Raw genomic sequence first — 18,093 nt, 5'->3', positions numbered from 1 at the left:
TCAACAGGAGATCAGCCATGTTCTCGCATGCCTTCGGAGTCTTGCAGAAGATCGGCAAATCGCTGATGCTGCCCGTCGCCGTGCTCCCGGTGGCCGGCCTGCTGCTCGGTCTCGGCGCCACCGACTTTCACGGTTACGTGCCAGCCGTCGTGCTCGCGCTGATGAAGAACGCGGGCGACGTGATCTTCGGCAACCTGCCGCTGATCTTCGCGATCGGCGTCGCGCTCGGCTTCACCGAGAACGATGGCGTCTCGGGCATCGCCGCAACGATCGGATATCTGGTGATGACGGCCACGTTGGGTGTGATCGGCAAGCTCCAGGGCGTCGAAACCGACACGATCATGGGCATACCGTCGATCCAGACCGGCGTGTTCGGCGGCATCCTCGCCGGTGGTCTTGCGGCATGGATGTTCAACCGCTACTACCGGATCACGTTGCCGCCCTATCTCGGCTTCTTCGCCGGCAAGCGCTTCGTGCCGATCGTGACCGCGATCGGCTCGATCGTGCTCGGCGCGATCCTGTCTTTCGTGTGGCCGCCGATCGGCAGCGCAATCAAGGCTTTTTCGCATTGGGCGGCGGTTTCCGACCCGCGCACCGCCGCGACGGTCTACGGTTTCGTCGAACGTCTGCTGATTCCGTTCGGCCTGCATCACATCTGGAACGTGCCGTTCTTCTTCGAAATGGGCAGCTACCTCGACCCGACGACCGGCAGGACGGTTCACGGCGACATCACCCGTTTTTTCGCGGGCGACCGGACCGCGGGCATCCTGGCGGGCGCGTTCCTGTTCAAGATGTTCGGCCTGCCGGCCGCGGCGATCGCGATCTGGCATTGCGCGAAGCCGGAGAAGAAGGTGGCCGTCGGCGGCATGATGGTCTCGGCCGCGCTGACTTCTTTCCTCACCGGCATCACCGAGCCGATCGAATTCGCGTTCCTGTTCGTCGCGCCGGTGCTTTACCTGATTCACGCATGCCTCGCGGCGTCGGCGCAGTTCGTGGCGAACACGCTGGGCATGCGCATGGGCTTCACGTTTTCGCAAGGCGGCATCGATTTTCTGATGTTCAACCTGATCGGCGGGAAGGCCACGCACGCGTGGTACGTTTTCATCCTTGGTCCAATTTACGCGGTGATCTATTACGGCGTGTTCCGCTTCGTCATCACGCGCTTCAACCTCAAGACACCCGGTCGCGAAGACGACGCGGCGGAAACAGCGGTGGTTGCCGCGAGCGGCGCGGGAGGACGTTCGCGCGATCTCGTGCTCGCCTTTGGCGGCCGCTCCAATATCACGAGTCTCGACGCTTGTATCACGCGGCTGCGCATCTCCGTGAAGGATCCGGCGGGCGTCGACGAACACAAGCTCAAGGCGCTCGGTGCCGCGGGTGTGGTGCGCATGGGCAACGGCGTGCAGGCAATCTTCGGGCCGTTGTCGGAGAACATGAAAACCGACATGCAGGACTATCTGAAGACAGCGGGCGCCGAAGCGGATTTGCCGGCGGCCGGGGTGCCTGATGTGGAAGGCGCAGTGGCGGCGGCTTCAGCGGGTGTGGCCGCCTCGGCGCAAAACTCGCAGCAGGAAACGGAACGCGCGGAAAAGATTCGTGCGGCGCTGGGCGGCGCGGCCAACATCAGGAAGCTCGACGCGCTGGCGGCCACGCGGTTGCGTGTCGAGCTATCGGACGCGTCGCGCATCGACGCGGCCGCATTGAACGCGGCGGGCGTGGTCGCGACGCAAGCGTTGAAGAACGGCGCACTCGATCTGATCGTGGGTCTCGGCTCGGACAACCTCGCAGGCGCAATGCGATAGCAGCAACGAGTATCGTCAGCAACTGCCGCGCGTCGAACGCGAGGCCTGCCCGGTGGAAGCGCTCAGTCGCGTTGCTTTGTCCACCTATAGGGGGCGGCATGGAAGCAGCCAGAACTTTCCTCGAAACTCAGCCGCTGTTCGCGCTTTTTCTGACCATCGCGCTCGGCTACCTGGTCGGCGAAATCACCATCAAGGGCGTGGCTCTAGGCTCGGGGGCCGTGCTGTTCGTTGGACTGGCGCTCGGCGCGTTCGCGCCGAAATCCGCGCCGCCGGCGTTGCTGGGCACGCTCGGTCTGCTGCTGTTTCTGTATGGCATCGGCATTCAGTACGGCGCGCAGTTCTTCCGCGGACTCACGAGCCGGGAAGGCGTGAAGGCCAACGCGGCCGCATGTCTGGGCGTGATCGTTTCGGGTCTGGTGGCGTGCGCCTTCATCCATTTCGGCATCACGCTCGCCGATGCGCTCGGCATGTTCGCCGGCAGCGGCACCAGCACGGCGAGCCTGCAGGTTGCCATCGCATCGATGAAAAGCAGCGATGCCGCCGTGGCTTATAGCGTCACCTATCCGTTCGGCGTGGCCGGGCCGATCCTGTTCCTCTATGTGCTGAACGCAGTCCTGAAAGCCAAAATACCGAAACCGCCCGCGAAGGTGCTGGAGACCGCGGAAATCGCGCTGCGCAATGCCAGTCTCTTCGGTCTCAAACTGTCGGAGCTCTCGACTCGCCTGCCTGCCGGCGTAGTGATCGCGGCCGTGCGACGCGCGCATCACAATCAGTTGCCTTGCGACGACTTCACGCTGCGCGCCGACGACGTCCTCCTTGCCACCGCCACCGAGCGCGGCCCGCTCGACGAAGCAGCGGCGCTCTGCGGCGAGCTACAGCCCGGGCGTATCTCGAGTCATCGGGAAGACCTGGACTATATGCGCGTGTTCGCGTCGAGTCCGTCAGTCGTCGGCACGGCGCTCGGCAATCTGCGCTTTCCGGATGGCGTGAACTGCGCGGTCGCGCACGTGCGGCGCGGCGACGCCGATCTACTGTCGACGCCGGACCTCATTCTCGAAGCTGGCGACCGCGTCGGCCTGCTCGTCAGTAACGAGCATCGCGCGAGGGTCCGCGCGTTCTTCGGCGATTCGATCAAGGGCACGGCCGACCTCAGTTTCATCTGTCTGGGCATCGGCGCGGCAGTGGGGCTGCTGGTCGGCGCGATCCCGCTGCGCGCGCCCGGTCTCGGCGTGTTCAGCCTGGGTCTCGCGGCGTTGCTACTGGTCGCGCTGTGCCTCGGCAAGGCGCGCCGCAACGGACCGTTCGTGTGGGTGATGCCGCTCTCTGCAAATCTCGTGCTGCGCAATCTCGGGCTGACGATTTTTCTCGCGCAGGTGGGCCTGTCTTGCGGACCGAAGTTCGTCGCGACCGTCGGCAGCGCCGGACCGCTGCTGCTGCTTTATGGCGTGATCACGCTGCTGGTGCTCGTCGGCGTCACGGCTGTGTGCTGCCTGTGGGTCTTCAGACTGTCTTTCGATACATCGGTCGGCGTGATCTGCGGGGCGACCGGCAATCCCGCGATTCTCGCCTTCGCCAACCGCATCGCGCCGACGGATCAGCCCGACGTCATGTACGCGATGATTTTTCCGTCGATGACCATCGTCAAGGTGCTTTTCGTGCAGATCGCCATCGCGATCGCAGCCGGCTAGGCGAGACCGTTATCGCGACCTGCCGCTGTTCGACCCTAAAGCTTCCGTCCTCGTAGACAGCGGCGAACCGCGGAGCGGCGGACAGCCGCAGACTTCCGTGAAAATCAGGAACGCCGCTTGCGCCACCTGGAGCCGCGCGACGTAGTCTGGAACCATGATGCGGACGGCTCGGCGATGGAGGCTAGATGAAAGGACGGGTGGCGAGTGCAGGCGTGGCCGTTGTCGTGGTTGCCCTCATGGCCGCATACGGCGGACCCACGGCGCATGCACGGGAGCCCGCGTCGAGTCCCGTCACCGCGCCCATCGCGGCCGGCAGCGATACCGCGGCCGCGGCCGCGGCGCGCGGCGCGAAGCTCGCGGCCGTTGGCAATTGCGTCGCGTGCCACACCGCGACGGGCGGCCTGCCCCTCGCGGGCGGACTGCCACTGCAAACACCGTTTGGCATCATTTACTCGACCAACATCACCCCGGACAACGAGACGGGTATCGGGGGCTGGTCGCTCGACGCGTTCGCGCGCGCGATGCGGCGCGGCGTGTCCAGCGACGGCCATCTGCTCTATCCCGCGTTCCCCTATCCGCACTTCACGCACGTCAGCGATGCCGATATGGGCTCGCTGTATGCGTGGCTGATGAGCCGCGCTCCCGTCAAGGCGCCTGCGCCGCACAACGAGCTGATCTTCCCGCTCGGCTTCAGGCCCCTCATCGCCGTGTGGAATCTTTTTTACCTGCATACCGGTACCGAAGCAGCGCCGGCCCCGCCCGAAGCGCCGGACGTCGCACGCGGACGATACCTGGTCGAAAGCCTCGGTCATTGCGGTGCGTGCCACACGCCGCTCGACCGCCTCGGTGCCGAGCGCCGCGACCGCGCGCTGCAAGGCGGCACGATCGACGGATGGGATGCGCCCGCGCTGACGGACCTCGCTTCACGCCCCACGCCCTGGACGCAGGCACAGCTCGTCAGCTATCTGCGCACGGGCCTCGCGAGCGCCCATGGGGCGGCGGCGGGTCCGATGCGCCCCGTCACGCGCATGCTCGCCGACGCATCCGCCTCCGACGTAGAGGCAATTGCCGCGTATCTGCTGGCGTTGCCATCCGGGGGCCCAGGCGTGCCGGAGCATCCGGTCGCCTCGCCCTCCGCTTCCGCCGCGCCCGTGTCCACCGCGCCCGGCGGCGGCGCGAATCTATTCTCCGCGGCCTGTGCATCGTGCCATGCCGAAGGCGCGCCGATGTCGAGCGGGGGCGCTCGACCGTCGCTGTCCCTTTCCACGGCCGTCAACGCCGACAGCCCGCGCAACATGGTCCGCATCATCCTCGATGGAATCGACTGGCACGAAAGCGATAGCGCGCCCTTCATGCCATCATTCGCCAACACATTCACGGATGCCCAGATAGCGGAGCTCGCCAACTACACGCGCGAACGCTTCACCGCACGCGACGTGTGGCCCTCGCTCGACGCCGGCGCGGTCGCTCATTTTCGCAAGGACGGCCTGCCACGATGATCACGCTCAACGTCAACGGAGTCAGTCATACGGTCGATGTCGACCCGTCAACGCCGCTGCTCTACGTGCTGCGCAACCAGTTGCAGCTCGATGGCGCGAAGTTCGGCTGCGGTCTCGGTCAATGCGGCGCATGCACGGTCAGCGTCGGCGGCGAACCGGTGTTCTCGTGCCTCATGCCGGTCGTGGCCGTTGGCGACCGGCCAGTGCGAACCGTCGAAGGACTTGGCAGCGCGCAACATCCGGGACCACTTCAGCAAGCCTTCATTGACGAGCAAGCCGCGCAATGCGGCTATTGCATCGCCGGTATGATCATGCGCGCACACACGTTGCTGGAGCGAATCCCGCACCCAGGCGATGAACAGATCCGCCGCTACATGCAGCCGAACCTGTGCCGCTGCGGCACGCACATGCGCATTCTCGCGGCGATCCGGCAAGTCGCGACGGGTTCGCCGCGAACGGACGAGGGAGCGCAGTCGTGAGCGGCGGCCCCCCGTCCTCCGTCGCTCACGGCAGCGGCCCCGATGACCCCGCGCGGCGCCGCTTCCTCGTTGGCGGCTCGCTGATGGTGAGCTTCGCGATCGTGCCCGGCATGGCCGCGCTTGCGCAAACCACCACCGAAGCGGGCACCTTCAACGCGAGCGCCCCGAAGCTGCCGGGCAGTCTCAAGAGCACGCCGTTGCTCGATGCGTGGATCAAGGTCGCCCCTGACGGCCAGGTGAGCGTATTCACGGGCAAGGCGGAGCTTGGCACGGGCATTCGCACCGCGCTGCTGCAGGTCGCCGCGGAAGAGCTGGATCTCGCCCCTCATGCGATCGAACTGATCACCGCCGACACCGCCGCAACGCCGAACGAAGGCTACACCGCAGGCAGTCACACGATGGCGGACAGCGGCACCGCGATCCTCAACGCCGCCGCTCAGGTACGCGCGCTGCTGGTCGCGAGCGCGGCGTCGCAGTTGGGCGTCCACGCAGCGGTCCTGACGACGCGCGACGGCGCCGTCATTGCCGCCGACGGAAGACGCGTGAGCTATGGCGAAGCCGTGCAATACGCGGACCTCCATCAGAACGCGCAGCCCGACGCGCCGAAAAAGCCGCCATCGGCCTACGCGCTGATTGGCCATATGCTGCCGCGCGTGGATATACCGGGCAAGGTGACGGGCGGCGCGAGCTACGTCCAGGACCTGCGGCCGCACGGCATGCTGCATGCCCGCGTCGTGCGGCCGCCGTCTTATGGCGCGAGCCTCGTCGCAGTCGATAGCGGGCGCGTCGAAGCGCTGCCCGGCGTCATCAAGGTCGTGCGCAACGGCAACTACCTCGCGGTGGTCGCCGACGACGAATGGCGCGCGATCCTCGCGATGCGTGAGCTTGCGCTTGCCGCGCAATGGCAGGCCGGGCCGCCGCTGCCCGATCCCGCGAACGTTCACGCGCTGCTGATGAGTCTGCCTTCACAGGAAATCGCGGTGGCCGATCAGGGCGCAGCGACGGGCGCGGCCGCGCCTGTGGCGACGCTGCGGGCGCGCTATTCGAGGCCGTATCTGACGCATGGCTCGATTGGGCCATCGTGCGCTGTCGCGCAGCTCGACAACGATGTGATGACCGTGTGGACGCACACGCAAGGCGTCTATCCGCTGCGTGCGGGCATCGCCGAAATGCTCGCGATGCCACCCGACAAGGTGCGCTGCGTCCATGTGGAGGGCTCGGGCTGCTATGGACACAACGGCGCGGACGATGTCGCGGCCGACGCCGCCCTCGTTGCACGCGAGCTGCCTGGCCGCCCGGTGCGCGTGCAATTGATGCGCGAACAGGAACACATGTGGGAGCCGTTCGGCCCGGCCATGACAGTCGAGGCGAATGCAACGCTCGATTCGGCAGGCACGCTTGCCGACTGGCGTTACGAGCTATGGAGCAACACGCATAACAACCGCATCGAGAATGCGGGCCGCCTGTTGCCCGCGCAGCTCCTTGCGCAACCGTTCACCCCCGCGCCGCCGAAGCCGATTCCGATGCCGGAAGGCGGAGGCGACCGCAACAGCATTCCGCTTTACCGCGTGCCCAGCCTGCACGTGCAGCATCATTTCGTGCCGACGATGCCGATACGTGTCTCTGCCATGCGCTCGCTCGGCGCGCACATGAACGTGTTCGCGATCGAGAGCTTCATCGACGAGCTCGCCAGAGCCGCGCACGCCGACCGCGTGGCGTTTCGCCTCAAACATCTCGATGATCCGCGCGCGCATGGCGTCATTAGCGCCGTAGTCGATCAATTCGGCTGGCGAGCCCGCAGCGCGCGAACGGGCGACTCGAGCCCGCGCTCGCACGGTACCGGCTTTGCGTTTGCCCAATACAAGAACCTGATGGCCTACCTTGCCGTCGCGATGGACGTGACGGTCATGCGCGATACCGGCGAGCTCAGCATCGAGCGCGTCGTGGCAGCCGTCGATTGCGGACAGATCGTGAATCCGGACGGCGTGCGCAATCAGATCGAAGGCGGCATTTTGCAAACCACGAGCTGGACGCTCTATGAAGAAACGCATTTCGACCCGCAACGCATCACGAGCTATGACTGGAGCACTTATCCGATCATGCGCTTCTCGTCCGTACCCAAACGCGTGGACGTGCTGTTGATCGACCGGCCGGGCCTGCCATTCCTCGGGGTCGGAGAAGCGGCGCAAGGCCCGGCCGCCGCGGCGCTCGCGAATGCGATCGACGACGCGACCGGTGTGCGGATCCGCGACTTGCCGTTGCTCGGGACGAAGGGGAAGAACCTGCTCAAGGCATGAGGCTTTCGTTCCGCAAAAGTACAGATACTGGCGTGTAAAAGCCAAATAAGCCTATGGCCGGGTCAAACGAACCCGACGCGCGCGACCTTCGGCGCGGCGTCGGGACCGCGCTCAGTGGGTGGACGGAAACGCGAACGTCGCACGCGCGCTGCCATTGCCGCGGACGTTCACGGTCTCCCTTCTGGTCACGCTGCCGTAAGTGGCGTTGACCGTATAGCGCCCTTGAGGCAGCCGCACGAGCATGTACGGCCCCTTCGACGTGGCCTCGAACACGGCCGCGCCGCCAGCCTTGGCAATCTTCACCTGGACGTCGGCCACATAGCTCGCCCCGGGACCGGTGAACTGCAGTGACAACGGCCACTGCCTTCGTGCCTGCCGCAGCGCAGTCGACTCGTCGCGACCGACTCCGCCGGTCACGAACGATATGTCGCCCTGCTGCTGCGTCTCTGGCATGCCGGTCCTATGGATCTCGCTGGCGCTCTGCGGAGCAGCCGTCTGCGACACTGCGACGCCTGCCTGAGCCAGTGTGAACGCCGCGGCGAGCATCATGGACGCGATCCGGGGAGCGTTTCGTTGCATTTTCATCTTGACTGCTCCTTACAGTATTGCCGACGGTTCGTCGGACGGAAGAACGCTTGCAATAGGTTGGAAACGCACCGCGCGCCGGGTATCGGCCACGAGCGAGGGTGCCTCACGACTCGAGTAAGAATACCCGTCAATTCTGTTTGGCGTCTTCATGGACCGAAGTTGGGGGGCCGCCTGCCGTTGAGGTCCCGGCTTGGGCAGGAGGGACGCGTGGCATGCGGATACCCGCGTAGGCGATCGCCACCGTCAGCAGCGGACTTACCACGCAAAATACGGCATAGGGCGCATAACTGAGCGTCGGCACGCCAAGGGTCACCGCCATAAACGCGCCGCAACTGTTCCAAGGGATCAGCGCGCCTGTGGTCGTGGCCGAATCACCAACGGAACGCGATAACACGATGGGCGCGTAGCCGCGTGCCGCGAATGCATTTCTGAACATCCGGGCCGGCAGCACGACTGCGATGAACTGGTCTGCCGTAACGATGTTCGTCGCGATGGTCGCCAGGACCAGGGAGCCGACCAGCGCCCCACCGCTCCTGGCCCAATTGACTACCGGAGCGATGAGGCGTTCTATCGCACCGCACTTCTCGACCACCCCTCCGAATGCCAGTGCCGTGATGATCAGCCAGATAGTATTCAACATGCTGTCCATACCGCCGCGAGTGAGGAGCGTATCAAGCACTGGATTTCCAGTCGTGGACCTGTAGCCGCTCCCAAGCGCAAGCCATACGCCTTTGAGCATCGCAATCGGGATCGGCACGCCCTCTCGCGCGGCGGCAAATGCGAGGACTCGCGCTGGCTCGACGAAAACGGCAACCACGCCACCCGCCAATGCGCCAAGAAAGATGGTGGTAAATGGCGGAAGCCGGAACAGCGTCAGCACGACGACAAGAATGAGCGGCAGGAACAGCACGGGCGATATGTAGAATGCGCTCTGCATTGCAGCAACCTCCGCGCTCGCATCGAAGGCGCCCGGGCGGCGAAGCAGATAAAACACGGCCAGCGTGATGACAATCGCGACGAGTGATGTCAGCAGCGTCTCGCGCACGTGTTGATACAGATCGACACCCGCGGCAGCGGCCGCAAGATTCGCGGTGTCCGAGAGCGGCGAAGACTTGTCGCCGAAATAAGCGCCGGAAATCACTGCACCGGCCGTTATGGCGGGGCTCAGGCCCATGCTGTGCGCAATGCCCATCAGGCCGATTCCGATCGTACCCACGACAGTCCACGAGGTCCCAATGGCGAACGAGATCACCGCGCAGATTCCAGCCGCCGTGACGTAAAAGTAGTCCGGGCTCAGCAATTTCAGCCCGTAATAGACCATGGCGACGATCGTGCCGCTGAGCGCCCACGTGCCGATCAGCGCGCCGACTGCGAACAGGATGAGAATCGCGCCGATACCGGAACTGACACTGGCATTCGCGGCCTCCCCCAGCGAAGCGAGCGAATGACCGCGACGCCAACCGACAAATACGGCCAGCATGGTCGCCACGACGAGTGCCACCTGGTTCGGCCCGTTCGCACCACCATCGCCGAACAGGTAGAAGGACAGACTGACGAGAAAGACGAGGCCAGCGATCGGTATCAGTGCTTCGAGCATCGTGACCGGCTGGGGTGACTCGCTCCGCTTCATCGCCACGCTCCGTTCGTTTGCTGGGTAGTCCAAACGCTGCCATCCAGACCGCCGGGTAGCCGGTGAATCATCGAAACATGCGCGAACGGCTGCTTTGATTCGATGTCACGGCGCAGGCGTGCGGCCCTCGGCCCTCGGTCCTGCGATACGGCAATGGCGGCTCCGGCGGGCTCGCCGTTGCTTAAAGCATAGGAAAGAATCGTTGCTGCGTGAAGAATTGCAGGATTCGTGCCGAACATCCCGCCTGCGGTTACAGGCTGCCGTACCTACTGTCGCTCAGCGCGAGACCTGCGGTCAACGGCAGTTCACCAGGCGTAGCGGAAACCGACCTCGCCCCAGACGCTCCAGGACCGCTGATCTCGAGCGAGCTCGTCCCCGCGATGGCGCCGACAATCGTCTTCCCGCTGATCGTCACGGTGCCGTTGGACTTGATCTGCAAATCCGCAGTGCCGCTCGAACCGATCACGAGGAGCGGTGACGTGAGCAACCCACCGTTCGACACCACGATTGTTCCTGCGGATGGCGGCAGGCCGCCCGAGGCACCATTGAAGGCGAGGTAAGTCCCGATGCCACTCGTCGCCCTGCCACCGTCAGTGATCGTCAGCATGCCTACACTGCCCGGACTGACACCGACACCGACACCGAGAAAGGTTCCGGCGGAAACCGTGCTGCCGGCGCCACTGCCCACGGCCGTCGCCGTCGATCCGGCCCCGATCTGCAGAGTCCCGCTCGAACTGGAAACGGTGCCCCCATTTGTCACGCTCAGTTGCGCAGGTCCGCTGTTCCCAACAATAAAAAAGCCCGCGTTCGTATACATCGAACCTTCACCGGCAACTGTGAGTACACCGCTGCTGCCCGGGTTGTAACCGACGTAGCTCTGAGAGGCGCTGAAGACCGTGCCGCCGGCGCTGACGTTCAGCGTTCCCGATTCGTTAAAACCGATGTAATACTGCGACTACGGGTTTGTCGTCGTAATGTTCCCGCCATTCACGGTTATGAAGCCACTACTGTTGGCTGCAAAACCAGCAAAAAGGCCACTCAATGTAACGTTCGCACCTGTCGGCACAATGCTGTCGGCACAATGACGGCCGCAGACATAAACGGTATTTGCGGACTCCCTTCCGACTGCAAGTCCAAGGCTTGCCGCCGCTACACAACCCAGGTTTCAACTTTTCATAACCGATCGTGGTTATTCATGCCTTGCAAGGATTATGGTTTTTCGTTAATTAACTGTGCGCTGATTGTGTGGGTCTACCCCGCATAGACGGAACAACGACGGAAGAATCCGACACTAATTCGAGAAAAAACGACCGTTTTTCCCCAGGAAGAAGTGAATATCCATCGGGTAACCGCAAAATTCCAGGTCAGTGAAATCCCATTTTCAATGATCTGCGGCGGCAGAAAAACTCGAACTGGTCAATCGTTCCGGCCCGTAACAACTCGCCGGTTTCAATGGCGCGATTCATTTTGCATAAAGCGGCCGGATTGGGTTAATCGGCCGTCCCGCGAATTGGTCGGCGGCGCATCCACGTTCGCAGCGAGGAACTCACGTGATCGCCGACATGACCCAAGCCGTCACCAAAACACCAAATCGATTAACTTCCAGACGGAAGTTTTATGATTATCCGGTTCAAGTCGATGACTCTCACCGGTCGACGTATCCAATATAGTCAACGGGGTGCGGCGGACTTGCGCTGCTGCTTTGGTAAGAGCAAAGCGGGCGAGCGCAATGCCGCAACCATGTCACCCGACCGCCCACGTGTTGGACGCAGACTGTAGTCGAACAGGCAGCGGGCGCTACCTGGGTATGCCGCTTGCGAAACCCAGTAGGATCCTTCCACCATGTCGTGTCATGTCCACCGTACTGCTCATCGACGATGACCTTGAAAACCGATGCGCGCTGCAACTGGCGTTGGAGAGTCGCGGACACCGTGTTGTGCTCGCGGAGAACGGATGGGACGCACTGCAGAAGGCCCACACGGATTTTCCGGAACTCGTTATCACCGATTTGGAGATGCCGGAAATGGACGGCAAGGAGCTTTGCCGGCGTCTGAAGTGTCAGGCGGTGTTTTCCGGCTTACCGGTGGTGCTGCTGTCGGCTATGCCTGAACCTACGGAAGAGATTCGCTGCTGGACAGCGTTCCTGCGAAAGCCGGCCTCGATAGCGGCGTTGCTTGACGCCGTCGACAGGTTCATTGCAGCGCGCCTGACCTATGCGCGGGCGCCACGCGACTCGGAGTACCCCGTCGCGGCGCGTTGGCGAGCCATCGATTCGCGATGCTGGCCGTAAGCCCAAGCTGTCGGAATGCGAAGCCACAGGTTACACACGCAGCCAGGCGGTGTTTGCTGGACGGCCGGTCCCTTTTTTAGCGGATGGCATGCAAAGCGGCGAGATTGCTGAAACCCAGGTTGAGCCATCCACCTGGGTTTTCAGATTTGACTGGAATGATGCAACGGTCGTGACCCATCACGTCGTCAGCAATGAGCCCGTACAGGAATCGTCGCTACAGAGCAGCGCCTGCGCGCTGACACAAGGTAAAAGATGGCAAGAGATTTCGTCCCCCTTCTCGCGGGCGGCAACAGCGCACGCCTATTGTTTGCCACTTCCTCCGGGCATGTCTCATGCTGTACGCAGGTCAGAGAAAGCAGTTCCCGAACGGGAGACGATCATGAAGTTGATAATGGCAGGAATTAGCGCAATTTCCATCATCGCCAGCGCTTGCGCATTTGCGCAGACCAACACCGGCAACGCTGCGCCAGCACACCGTGATACTCAAAACGCGCAGCCGGGTGCCGCTGGCCAGAGCATGGGCCGTGCTGCGGACGCCGGCAACAGCAAGCCCGCCAGTGGCACATTGATGCAGAAGCGTGAGCACGCAATGTCGCCTCAAGGCGCCTCAAACTCGAACGCAACGGGCGCGATGAAACAATAAAGGCGACGCGAGACCCCGATGTCGTGCACGAGCGCGTTTTCTCGATGCGATCTGACCGGGTTCCAATGGTCGAGGCTGATCGCGCGCATGGAGCAGCACGAACCGAATAGGTAATCGGGGCGTGCACCCTTCCTGTTGCGACGATGCTGCGGATTTGCTTCATGCAGTCGTGGTCGGTCTGTGAGGACCGGCGATGGAATGGGCGCGTCTCGGCAGGTGTAAAACCACCAGCAGATCCCCACATAATTCGTGGCATGCCCGTTCCCAAGCCGGGCTCGCCTGCTACACCCGGCGCGGCAGACGTACGGCGAATGCGGTTTCTTCTTTATCTGAGCGCGCCTCGATCGCGCCGTGATGCGCCTTGGCGATTTCGCTCGCGATATACAGTCCGAGCCCAAGGCTGCCTTGCGCGTCCTCGTTGATTTTTCGCTCTGGACCTCGCTGAAGAGGATCAAAGATGCGCTCCAGCAACAGTCCCTCGATGGCTGGTCCGCTATTGCAGACCTCGAAGCGCACCTCGGCCTCCTCGCCAGTCACCACGACGCGAACGGGCGCGTCTCGCGCGCCATATCTGAGCGCATTCAGAACGAGATTGCCGAGCAGTTGCTGCAGACGCGGACCGTCCCAGACACCCTGAACATCACCGTGCACCTCGAGCTCGATCTGCCGGTCTGGATGGACTGCGCGCAACTGGTCCAGCTCATCAGTGAACAGGTTCGTCAGATCAACGGGAGCAGGTATGACGTTAATACCTAGCCCGAGCCTTGTTCGGTTGAAATCGCACAGATCATCCAGAAGTGCCTGCATCCGGGCGCCGCTGCGCACCAGACGGGCTGCAGCTTCTGAAACGCGCTCCCCCGCGTTGAGCGCGGACAGATATGAAGCTGTCACCTGGATCGTCTGCAGCGGGCTCCGCATGTCGTGTCCGAGCATCCCAAGCAACAGATTGCGAGCCTGATCGACTTGTGTGCTGAAAAAACCGAGTGATTCGGCCAGCGCCTGATCGATGGCCTCATTGAAGCGGATGATGTCATCCAGATGAGGCGCATCGGGCTGACACTCATCCATCCACAAACGCAGCACGCTTGCACGCAAAGCGCGGTATTCCGCGGCCAGCTGGTTGATGTTGAAACCGCCTCGAGCACGCAGGACCGCATGGGATTGCGCAGCTGTCTCCGGCGCATCCGTCAGCCGGGGTGCCCGCCCCAAGGATTTTTCGTGCTGCGCTTCCCTGGTCTGCGAAGTCTGCAAATCTCTGGCTACTGCTTCCAGAATCTGCTGCGCGTGGTCGCGCAACGCGAGGGAGCCCATGTTGCCAGCGGCTGGCAGCAGCGTGGCGGCAAACGCCTCCCACTGCGCCAGAATGGGCTCCATTTCCTGCACGATAAAATCGGACAGTCGCATGCCTACTCCGGCGAAAAAATTGAGGAGATTTTTAGCCGAACCGATATTACGCGCCTGTTCGTCGCGGGATCCATCGGGTTTACACCGTCTTGGACTACCTGGAGGTAGTCCATGTACTCGTAATGAACCGCCTGGATTTTCTCGACAGTGGTGAGCGTTCGTGTCCGGCCTTTCATGAAACGCCACAACGATTCGCCGCACGCCCCTGAGCGGGGAGAACTGGAGCGGCAGGTCGAATCGCTTCGACGCGATATCCGCCAATTGCAGCTTGAACACGACATCCGGGAGAAGACGTCGCTGGCCGGGGTGGCTCTCACGTACGCGCGACGCGAAGCTGATTCGGTCGATGTCGCGCAAAGGGTGTTCGCCCGACAATGCGGCCCACGCAATCCCGCCGATACGCTGTGTGCTCGCTCTCTATCCGACGGCTCTTTCTCTTTAGACCTGACGCTTAGGTGATCCGATGTCCGTACGGCCCCCTGCTTTTCGAGTTCTACTCTCTCGGGTACTGTGGCTGTCAAGCAAAGGCACCGGTTTACCAGAACCGATGGGCAAGCGATTGGATCGAAACGCGTGACCAACACCCCGCTGCATCTTCCTCTGATGGCGAATGGCCGGCCTGCACGCCAATCCCTCTCTCGTTGCTTCCGTAGGCGAGACGTCTGTCACCCGAAGCGCGCGTGCAGCCAGTCCTGCGCCCAGTTCTTCGCATAGGCTATCGCGTCCTCGCGTGCGTCGAAGCCTGCCAGATCGCCACTCGAATGAATCTCGTACCCGGTGCCGTCGGCACGACTGCCGCTGATGCGTGCGTGAGCCATGTACTCGCCGTCGGCCCGCCGGGGGGTCGGGTCGATAACGATCAGGGTGGAATTGAAGCGCATGGTATTCCTTTGGGGTTATCGCTCGATTGCGACTGTCGCAGAGGGGCGTCGAAAAGCGCGACCTAAGTGCTCAGCATGGCCATGATTTGTCCAGCCTCGCGATCCGAATCGCAGCTTGCCATGCCGCGTTCGCATAGAAGCGCACGAATCGACATGAACATCAGAAACGCGCCCGCATCGATCTCGTGACGGTGGTCATGGATGAGGCTATCCAGTTCGCCCTGCGCGCCGGGCGGCAGAAACCGATCGACGATGTCAGCACCATTGCACCGAATCCATTTCAGCAGGTCGTTTCTTTCCATACCAGACTCCAATGTTTGCAACGGCTCTGAGTCAACCACCAGCGGATGAAGTTCGAGCCCGCGGTAGAGACGGGAACCGGTTGTGATCGGTACCTTTGAGGCCATCTCATTGTGTAGCGGAAAAGACGGAGCGTAGCGACGTGGGCCACTGCGTCCGCAGCCCTTCAGGAGGTCGGCCACGTCTCGGTTTTGGGTGAAAGCGGATCTCCGGTTCCGTCGGGTAAGCAGCTTAGGGACGCGAGGAACGGTCGCAGGTCGAGTGACGATTTCATGCTACGCCCATTGATGGATTTGTACAGAAAAACCCGTGCTTCAGGCGCCGTCAGAGAAGCACAGGGAACGTGCAAGTCAACCCGGCACTTACGTACCGCAGCGCCGGTACGCGGCGGCGATCCGAAGATCCACATCGGACTGCCTCTCTTCTCCAGTTCATCATGTGGCGACGCAGAGTGCGCCTCCGACATGTGCGGCAAGCAGTCTCGACGTCAACAATTCAACGACGGCGAAACGAAGCGCGCGAAACTGCAGTGCAGCCCCGTTCGCCCTTTTTGGCGGAAATCGATTCACCCTTTCGTCAGGTCATAAGGAGTTGCAGCGTTACCCGGCCGCCTGCGAGGAGACCGATGCGATGTTTGCGCCTCTGGCACGACGCGGACGCGCCCGCGACCACGCCATTGCCGAGCGTGGCACGCAACGGCTATCCGGACCGACTTCATTTCGGGGGTACGTGTTCGTCGCGGAACAGCCGGGAACGCGTGGCCCGATTGGGCGACGAGACGGCGTGAGCCAGCGACGCCAATTGCTGCTCGACTTGCAGGTCTGCGGTACGTCTTTGCAGCCGGCCACATCGAATCTTCGGGGGTGGCCAAATCGCGAATCGTTCGGGAGGATGATCGCCGGCGAGCGTCCCGGGCAGCATGTCGATCGCAGCCCTGTCCCGCTATTGCGGCAATGAGGTATGCTCACCGCCGGGTAAAGGGTCCGTTGCGCAGCGGAATGCGGCCATACCGGTCGCCAAAAGCTGGAGGTGCTGGCCGCCTTTTATGTGGGAGCGGCGATCGGATCGGCCATCAGGCAGACAGTAATTCGTCGCACGATCGAGCACATCGATGGATGCTGTCCGTCAGCGGCGTTTTCATATGTCGATGACCGAAGCGCCGCTCACCTTTCCGTCGACGATGTCCTTTCCCTGCTGCCGGGCGGCTCGCCTTGCCGTACCGAAGTCAGAGAACGTACGCGTTTGGTTCAGCCTGAAGACCCGGCTTGCGGAGGGAATTGCTGTCGCCGCCGGACGACATATCCGTACTGCAATTTCGTAACCTTCCGCGTAACGGGAATGTCCGTCAAAGCGACTGAATGTGCGGGGAAAGACAAGGGGATGAAGTTCGTACCCCTTGTAGAGAAGAATCGGGTGTGTCGACATGTTGGTCACTCCACAGGGTATGGCTCACTATACGCTGGAACGGGTTGCATCGGGCGGCGCAGACGCAGAGACTGTTACCAGAATTGTATTGACCGATAGTACTGTCGCGCGTACCTTGAAACGTGGGGTCGGCAAAGCGGGGCACTGCCCGGATTGTCATAGCGTTGGCTTAGATGGCCGGCGACGGCTGCCTGCCTGGTTCCACCTCTGCGCTTACGTTGCAAACCCTTCAAGAACACCACGATCAACAGCGTCTGCTTGCCACGCGCGATGAGGCTGGCCAAGGATACGGGAGCGACCCACTTCGTGAGTTCGAGACAGTGTGGTGCCCGATCGGACAAACGTGAGCGGAATGCCGGGTGAGGGAACGCTTGCGGATGTTAAGCACGAAGCTCGGGTATCCGCGTACCGGACAGCTAGCCAGGAAACTTCGTTCCGGTCGCCTCGTCGGTGTGGCGCGGGGGCGTATCTCCTTCGGCCAAACCTGCACAACGATCAAAAACGTGCTGCTTGCTGCGGCCAAAAGGAGTGACCTGATGACAACCATTCGCCATTATCGCGGTCTCGATATCTCCCTACTCGTGTATCCGCATCGCACGACACAACCGGGATATGGTCACAATTACGAGGAAGGATTCGATGCGTCGATTCGCATCAGCGACCCGGATTCCATGACGGACAACCCGCGAAGTCGCTTATTCCGTGTGCCCGGCAAGAGGCCCTTCGTGAATGCCGGCGACGCAAGGCGCGCGTCGGTGGCCTACGCCGAAATGCTGATTGATACTGACGGCTTTGATCGCACCATCCTGGAATCCCCCTGAGCGCTAGAGCCAGAACCTGAGTCTATGCAGAAGGTACCCGTGTTCGCGCGCGCCAGCGGCACGCCATCAACAATGTGTGTGATAAAGAAGTTGACCTTCTGATCGTCAGTCGCCACATGCTCGGCAGGCTATGCCGGTGCGACCGCATTTGCTGCCAGTTCCGGTCATCGCCTCCTCAGGCGTCGACCACGAAGTAGATACCGTCATGCCCGAAGGGAAGCCATGTCCATTCCATCTCGGCCGCATAGTGACCGATGGGTGATTGCCGTCCGCCCGCGCCTGCATTCACACTTCGACCCATTCTGAAAGCTCAAAGAAGTTCGCACTGAGCGCCCGCTCAAATCGG

16 protein-coding genes and 1 pseudogene are annotated in these 18,093 nt (G+C 62.5%); 9 read left to right on the top strand and 8 right to left on the bottom strand.

The genetic code is table 11. The features are described from left to right. The first annotated feature begins 17 nt into the window (after positions 1-17). The 5 genes from ptsG to HDG33_RS20000 all read left to right on the top strand — a co-directional run bounded on the left by ptsG (position 18) and on the right by HDG33_RS20000 (position 7,765). Complete coding sequence (gene ptsG / locus HDG33_RS20020; protein WP_184032343.1) at positions 18-1,802, top strand: PTS glucose transporter subunit IIBC; 1,785 nt, start codon at positions 18-20, stop codon at positions 1,800-1,802. 98 nt (positions 1,803-1,900) lie between these two features. Then, positions 1,901-3,490 (top strand): aspartate:alanine exchanger family transporter, encoded by a 1,590-nt coding sequence (locus HDG33_RS20015; protein WP_184032341.1) that lies wholly within the window; start codon positions 1,901-1,903, stop codon positions 3,488-3,490. A gap of 185 nt (positions 3,491-3,675) precedes the next feature. After that, positions 3,676-4,989, top strand: coding sequence for a cytochrome c (locus HDG33_RS20010; RefSeq protein ID WP_184032339.1), 1,314 nt, complete (start codon positions 3,676-3,678; stop codon positions 4,987-4,989). Next, complete coding sequence (locus HDG33_RS20005; protein ID WP_184032337.1) at positions 4,986-5,468, top strand: (2Fe-2S)-binding protein; 483 nt, start codon at positions 4,986-4,988, stop codon at positions 5,466-5,468. Before HDG33_RS20010 ends, HDG33_RS20005 begins: the two co-directional genes overlap by 4 nt. Then, positions 5,465-7,765 (top strand): molybdopterin cofactor-binding domain-containing protein, encoded by a 2,301-nt coding sequence (locus HDG33_RS20000; RefSeq protein WP_184032335.1) that lies wholly within the window; start codon positions 5,465-5,467, stop codon positions 7,763-7,765. Before HDG33_RS20005 ends, HDG33_RS20000 begins: the two co-directional genes overlap by 4 nt. 111 nt (positions 7,766-7,876) lie before the next feature. Here the strand turns inward: HDG33_RS20000 and HDG33_RS19995 are convergent, their stop codons facing one another. The 3 genes from HDG33_RS19995 to HDG33_RS19985 form a co-directional block, all read right to left on the bottom strand. Next, positions 7,877-8,350 (bottom strand): carboxypeptidase regulatory-like domain-containing protein, encoded by a 474-nt coding sequence (locus HDG33_RS19995; RefSeq protein WP_184032333.1) that lies wholly within the window; start codon positions 8,348-8,350, stop codon positions 7,877-7,879. A 130-nt stretch (positions 8,351-8,480) separates the two neighbouring features. Beyond that, entirely contained in the window at positions 8,481-9,983 is a 1,503-nt protein-coding gene (locus HDG33_RS19990) for a Na+/H+ antiporter NhaC family protein (RefSeq protein ID WP_184032326.1), read from the bottom strand. Between the two features lie 250 nt (positions 9,984-10,233). Next, a complete protein-coding gene (locus HDG33_RS19985; protein ID WP_184032547.1) occupies positions 10,234-10,902 on the bottom strand; it encodes a hypothetical protein in 669 nt (222 codons plus the stop codon). Between the two features lie 933 nt (positions 10,903-11,835). Here HDG33_RS19985 and HDG33_RS19980 point away from each other — a divergent pair. Further along, positions 11,836-12,273, top strand: coding sequence for a response regulator (locus HDG33_RS19980; protein WP_184032319.1), 438 nt, complete (start codon positions 11,836-11,838; stop codon positions 12,271-12,273). Positions 12,274-12,361: 88 nt separating this feature from the next. Next, a complete protein-coding gene (locus HDG33_RS37505) occupies positions 12,362-12,916 on the top strand; it encodes a hypothetical protein (protein WP_260330521.1) in 555 nt (184 codons plus the stop codon). 282 nt (positions 12,917-13,198) lie between these two features. Here HDG33_RS37505 and HDG33_RS19970 read toward each other — a convergent pair whose 3' ends face one another. Beyond that, positions 13,199-14,320 (bottom strand): sensor histidine kinase KdpD, encoded by a 1,122-nt coding sequence (locus tag HDG33_RS19970; protein ID WP_184032317.1) that lies wholly within the window; start codon positions 14,318-14,320, stop codon positions 13,199-13,201. A gap of 174 nt (positions 14,321-14,494) precedes the next feature. On the opposite strand from HDG33_RS19970, the gene HDG33_RS19965 reads away from it, so the two are divergent. After that, on the top strand, positions 14,495-14,779 hold the full coding sequence (locus tag HDG33_RS19965) for a hypothetical protein (RefSeq protein WP_184032559.1): 285 nt from the start codon (positions 14,495-14,497) through the stop codon (positions 14,777-14,779). Between the two features lie 206 nt (positions 14,780-14,985). On the opposite strand, the gene HDG33_RS19960 is transcribed toward HDG33_RS19965, so the two are convergent. From HDG33_RS19960 to HDG33_RS37495, 4 genes and pseudogenes are all read right to left on the bottom strand, one after another. After that, positions 14,986-15,201, bottom strand: a complete 216-nt coding sequence (locus HDG33_RS19960; RefSeq protein WP_018424494.1) for a hypothetical protein — start codon at positions 15,199-15,201, stop codon at positions 14,986-14,988. A 62-nt stretch (positions 15,202-15,263) separates the two neighbouring features. Next, positions 15,264-15,503 (bottom strand): hypothetical protein, encoded by a 240-nt coding sequence (locus HDG33_RS19955; RefSeq protein ID WP_184032315.1) that lies wholly within the window; start codon positions 15,501-15,503, stop codon positions 15,264-15,266. 493 nt (positions 15,504-15,996) lie between these two features. Then, a pseudogene (locus HDG33_RS38330) lies at positions 15,997-16,268 on the bottom strand (translation initiation factor IF-1). Positions 16,269-16,638: 370 nt separating this feature from the next. Then, on the bottom strand, positions 16,639-16,926 hold the full coding sequence (locus HDG33_RS37495) for a hypothetical protein (protein WP_260330520.1): 288 nt from the start codon (positions 16,924-16,926) through the stop codon (positions 16,639-16,641). A 377-nt stretch (positions 16,927-17,303) separates the two neighbouring features. Here HDG33_RS37495 and HDG33_RS37490 point away from each other — a divergent pair, with 377 nt between their 5' ends. Then, positions 17,304-17,747: a hypothetical protein gene (locus HDG33_RS37490; protein WP_260330519.1), complete on the top strand. Its 444-nt coding sequence runs from the start codon at positions 17,304-17,306 to the stop codon at positions 17,745-17,747. Positions 17,748-18,093 lie beyond the last annotated feature (346 nt).

The organism is Paraburkholderia sp. Cpub6 (genome assembly GCF_014201065.1).
In the GTDB taxonomy this organism is placed as follows: domain Bacteria; phylum Pseudomonadota; class Gammaproteobacteria; order Burkholderiales; family Burkholderiaceae; genus Paraburkholderia; species Paraburkholderia tuberum.
The sequence above is the reverse complement of the archived record's forward strand: the minus strand, read 5'-3'. Positions and strand labels throughout refer to the sequence as shown.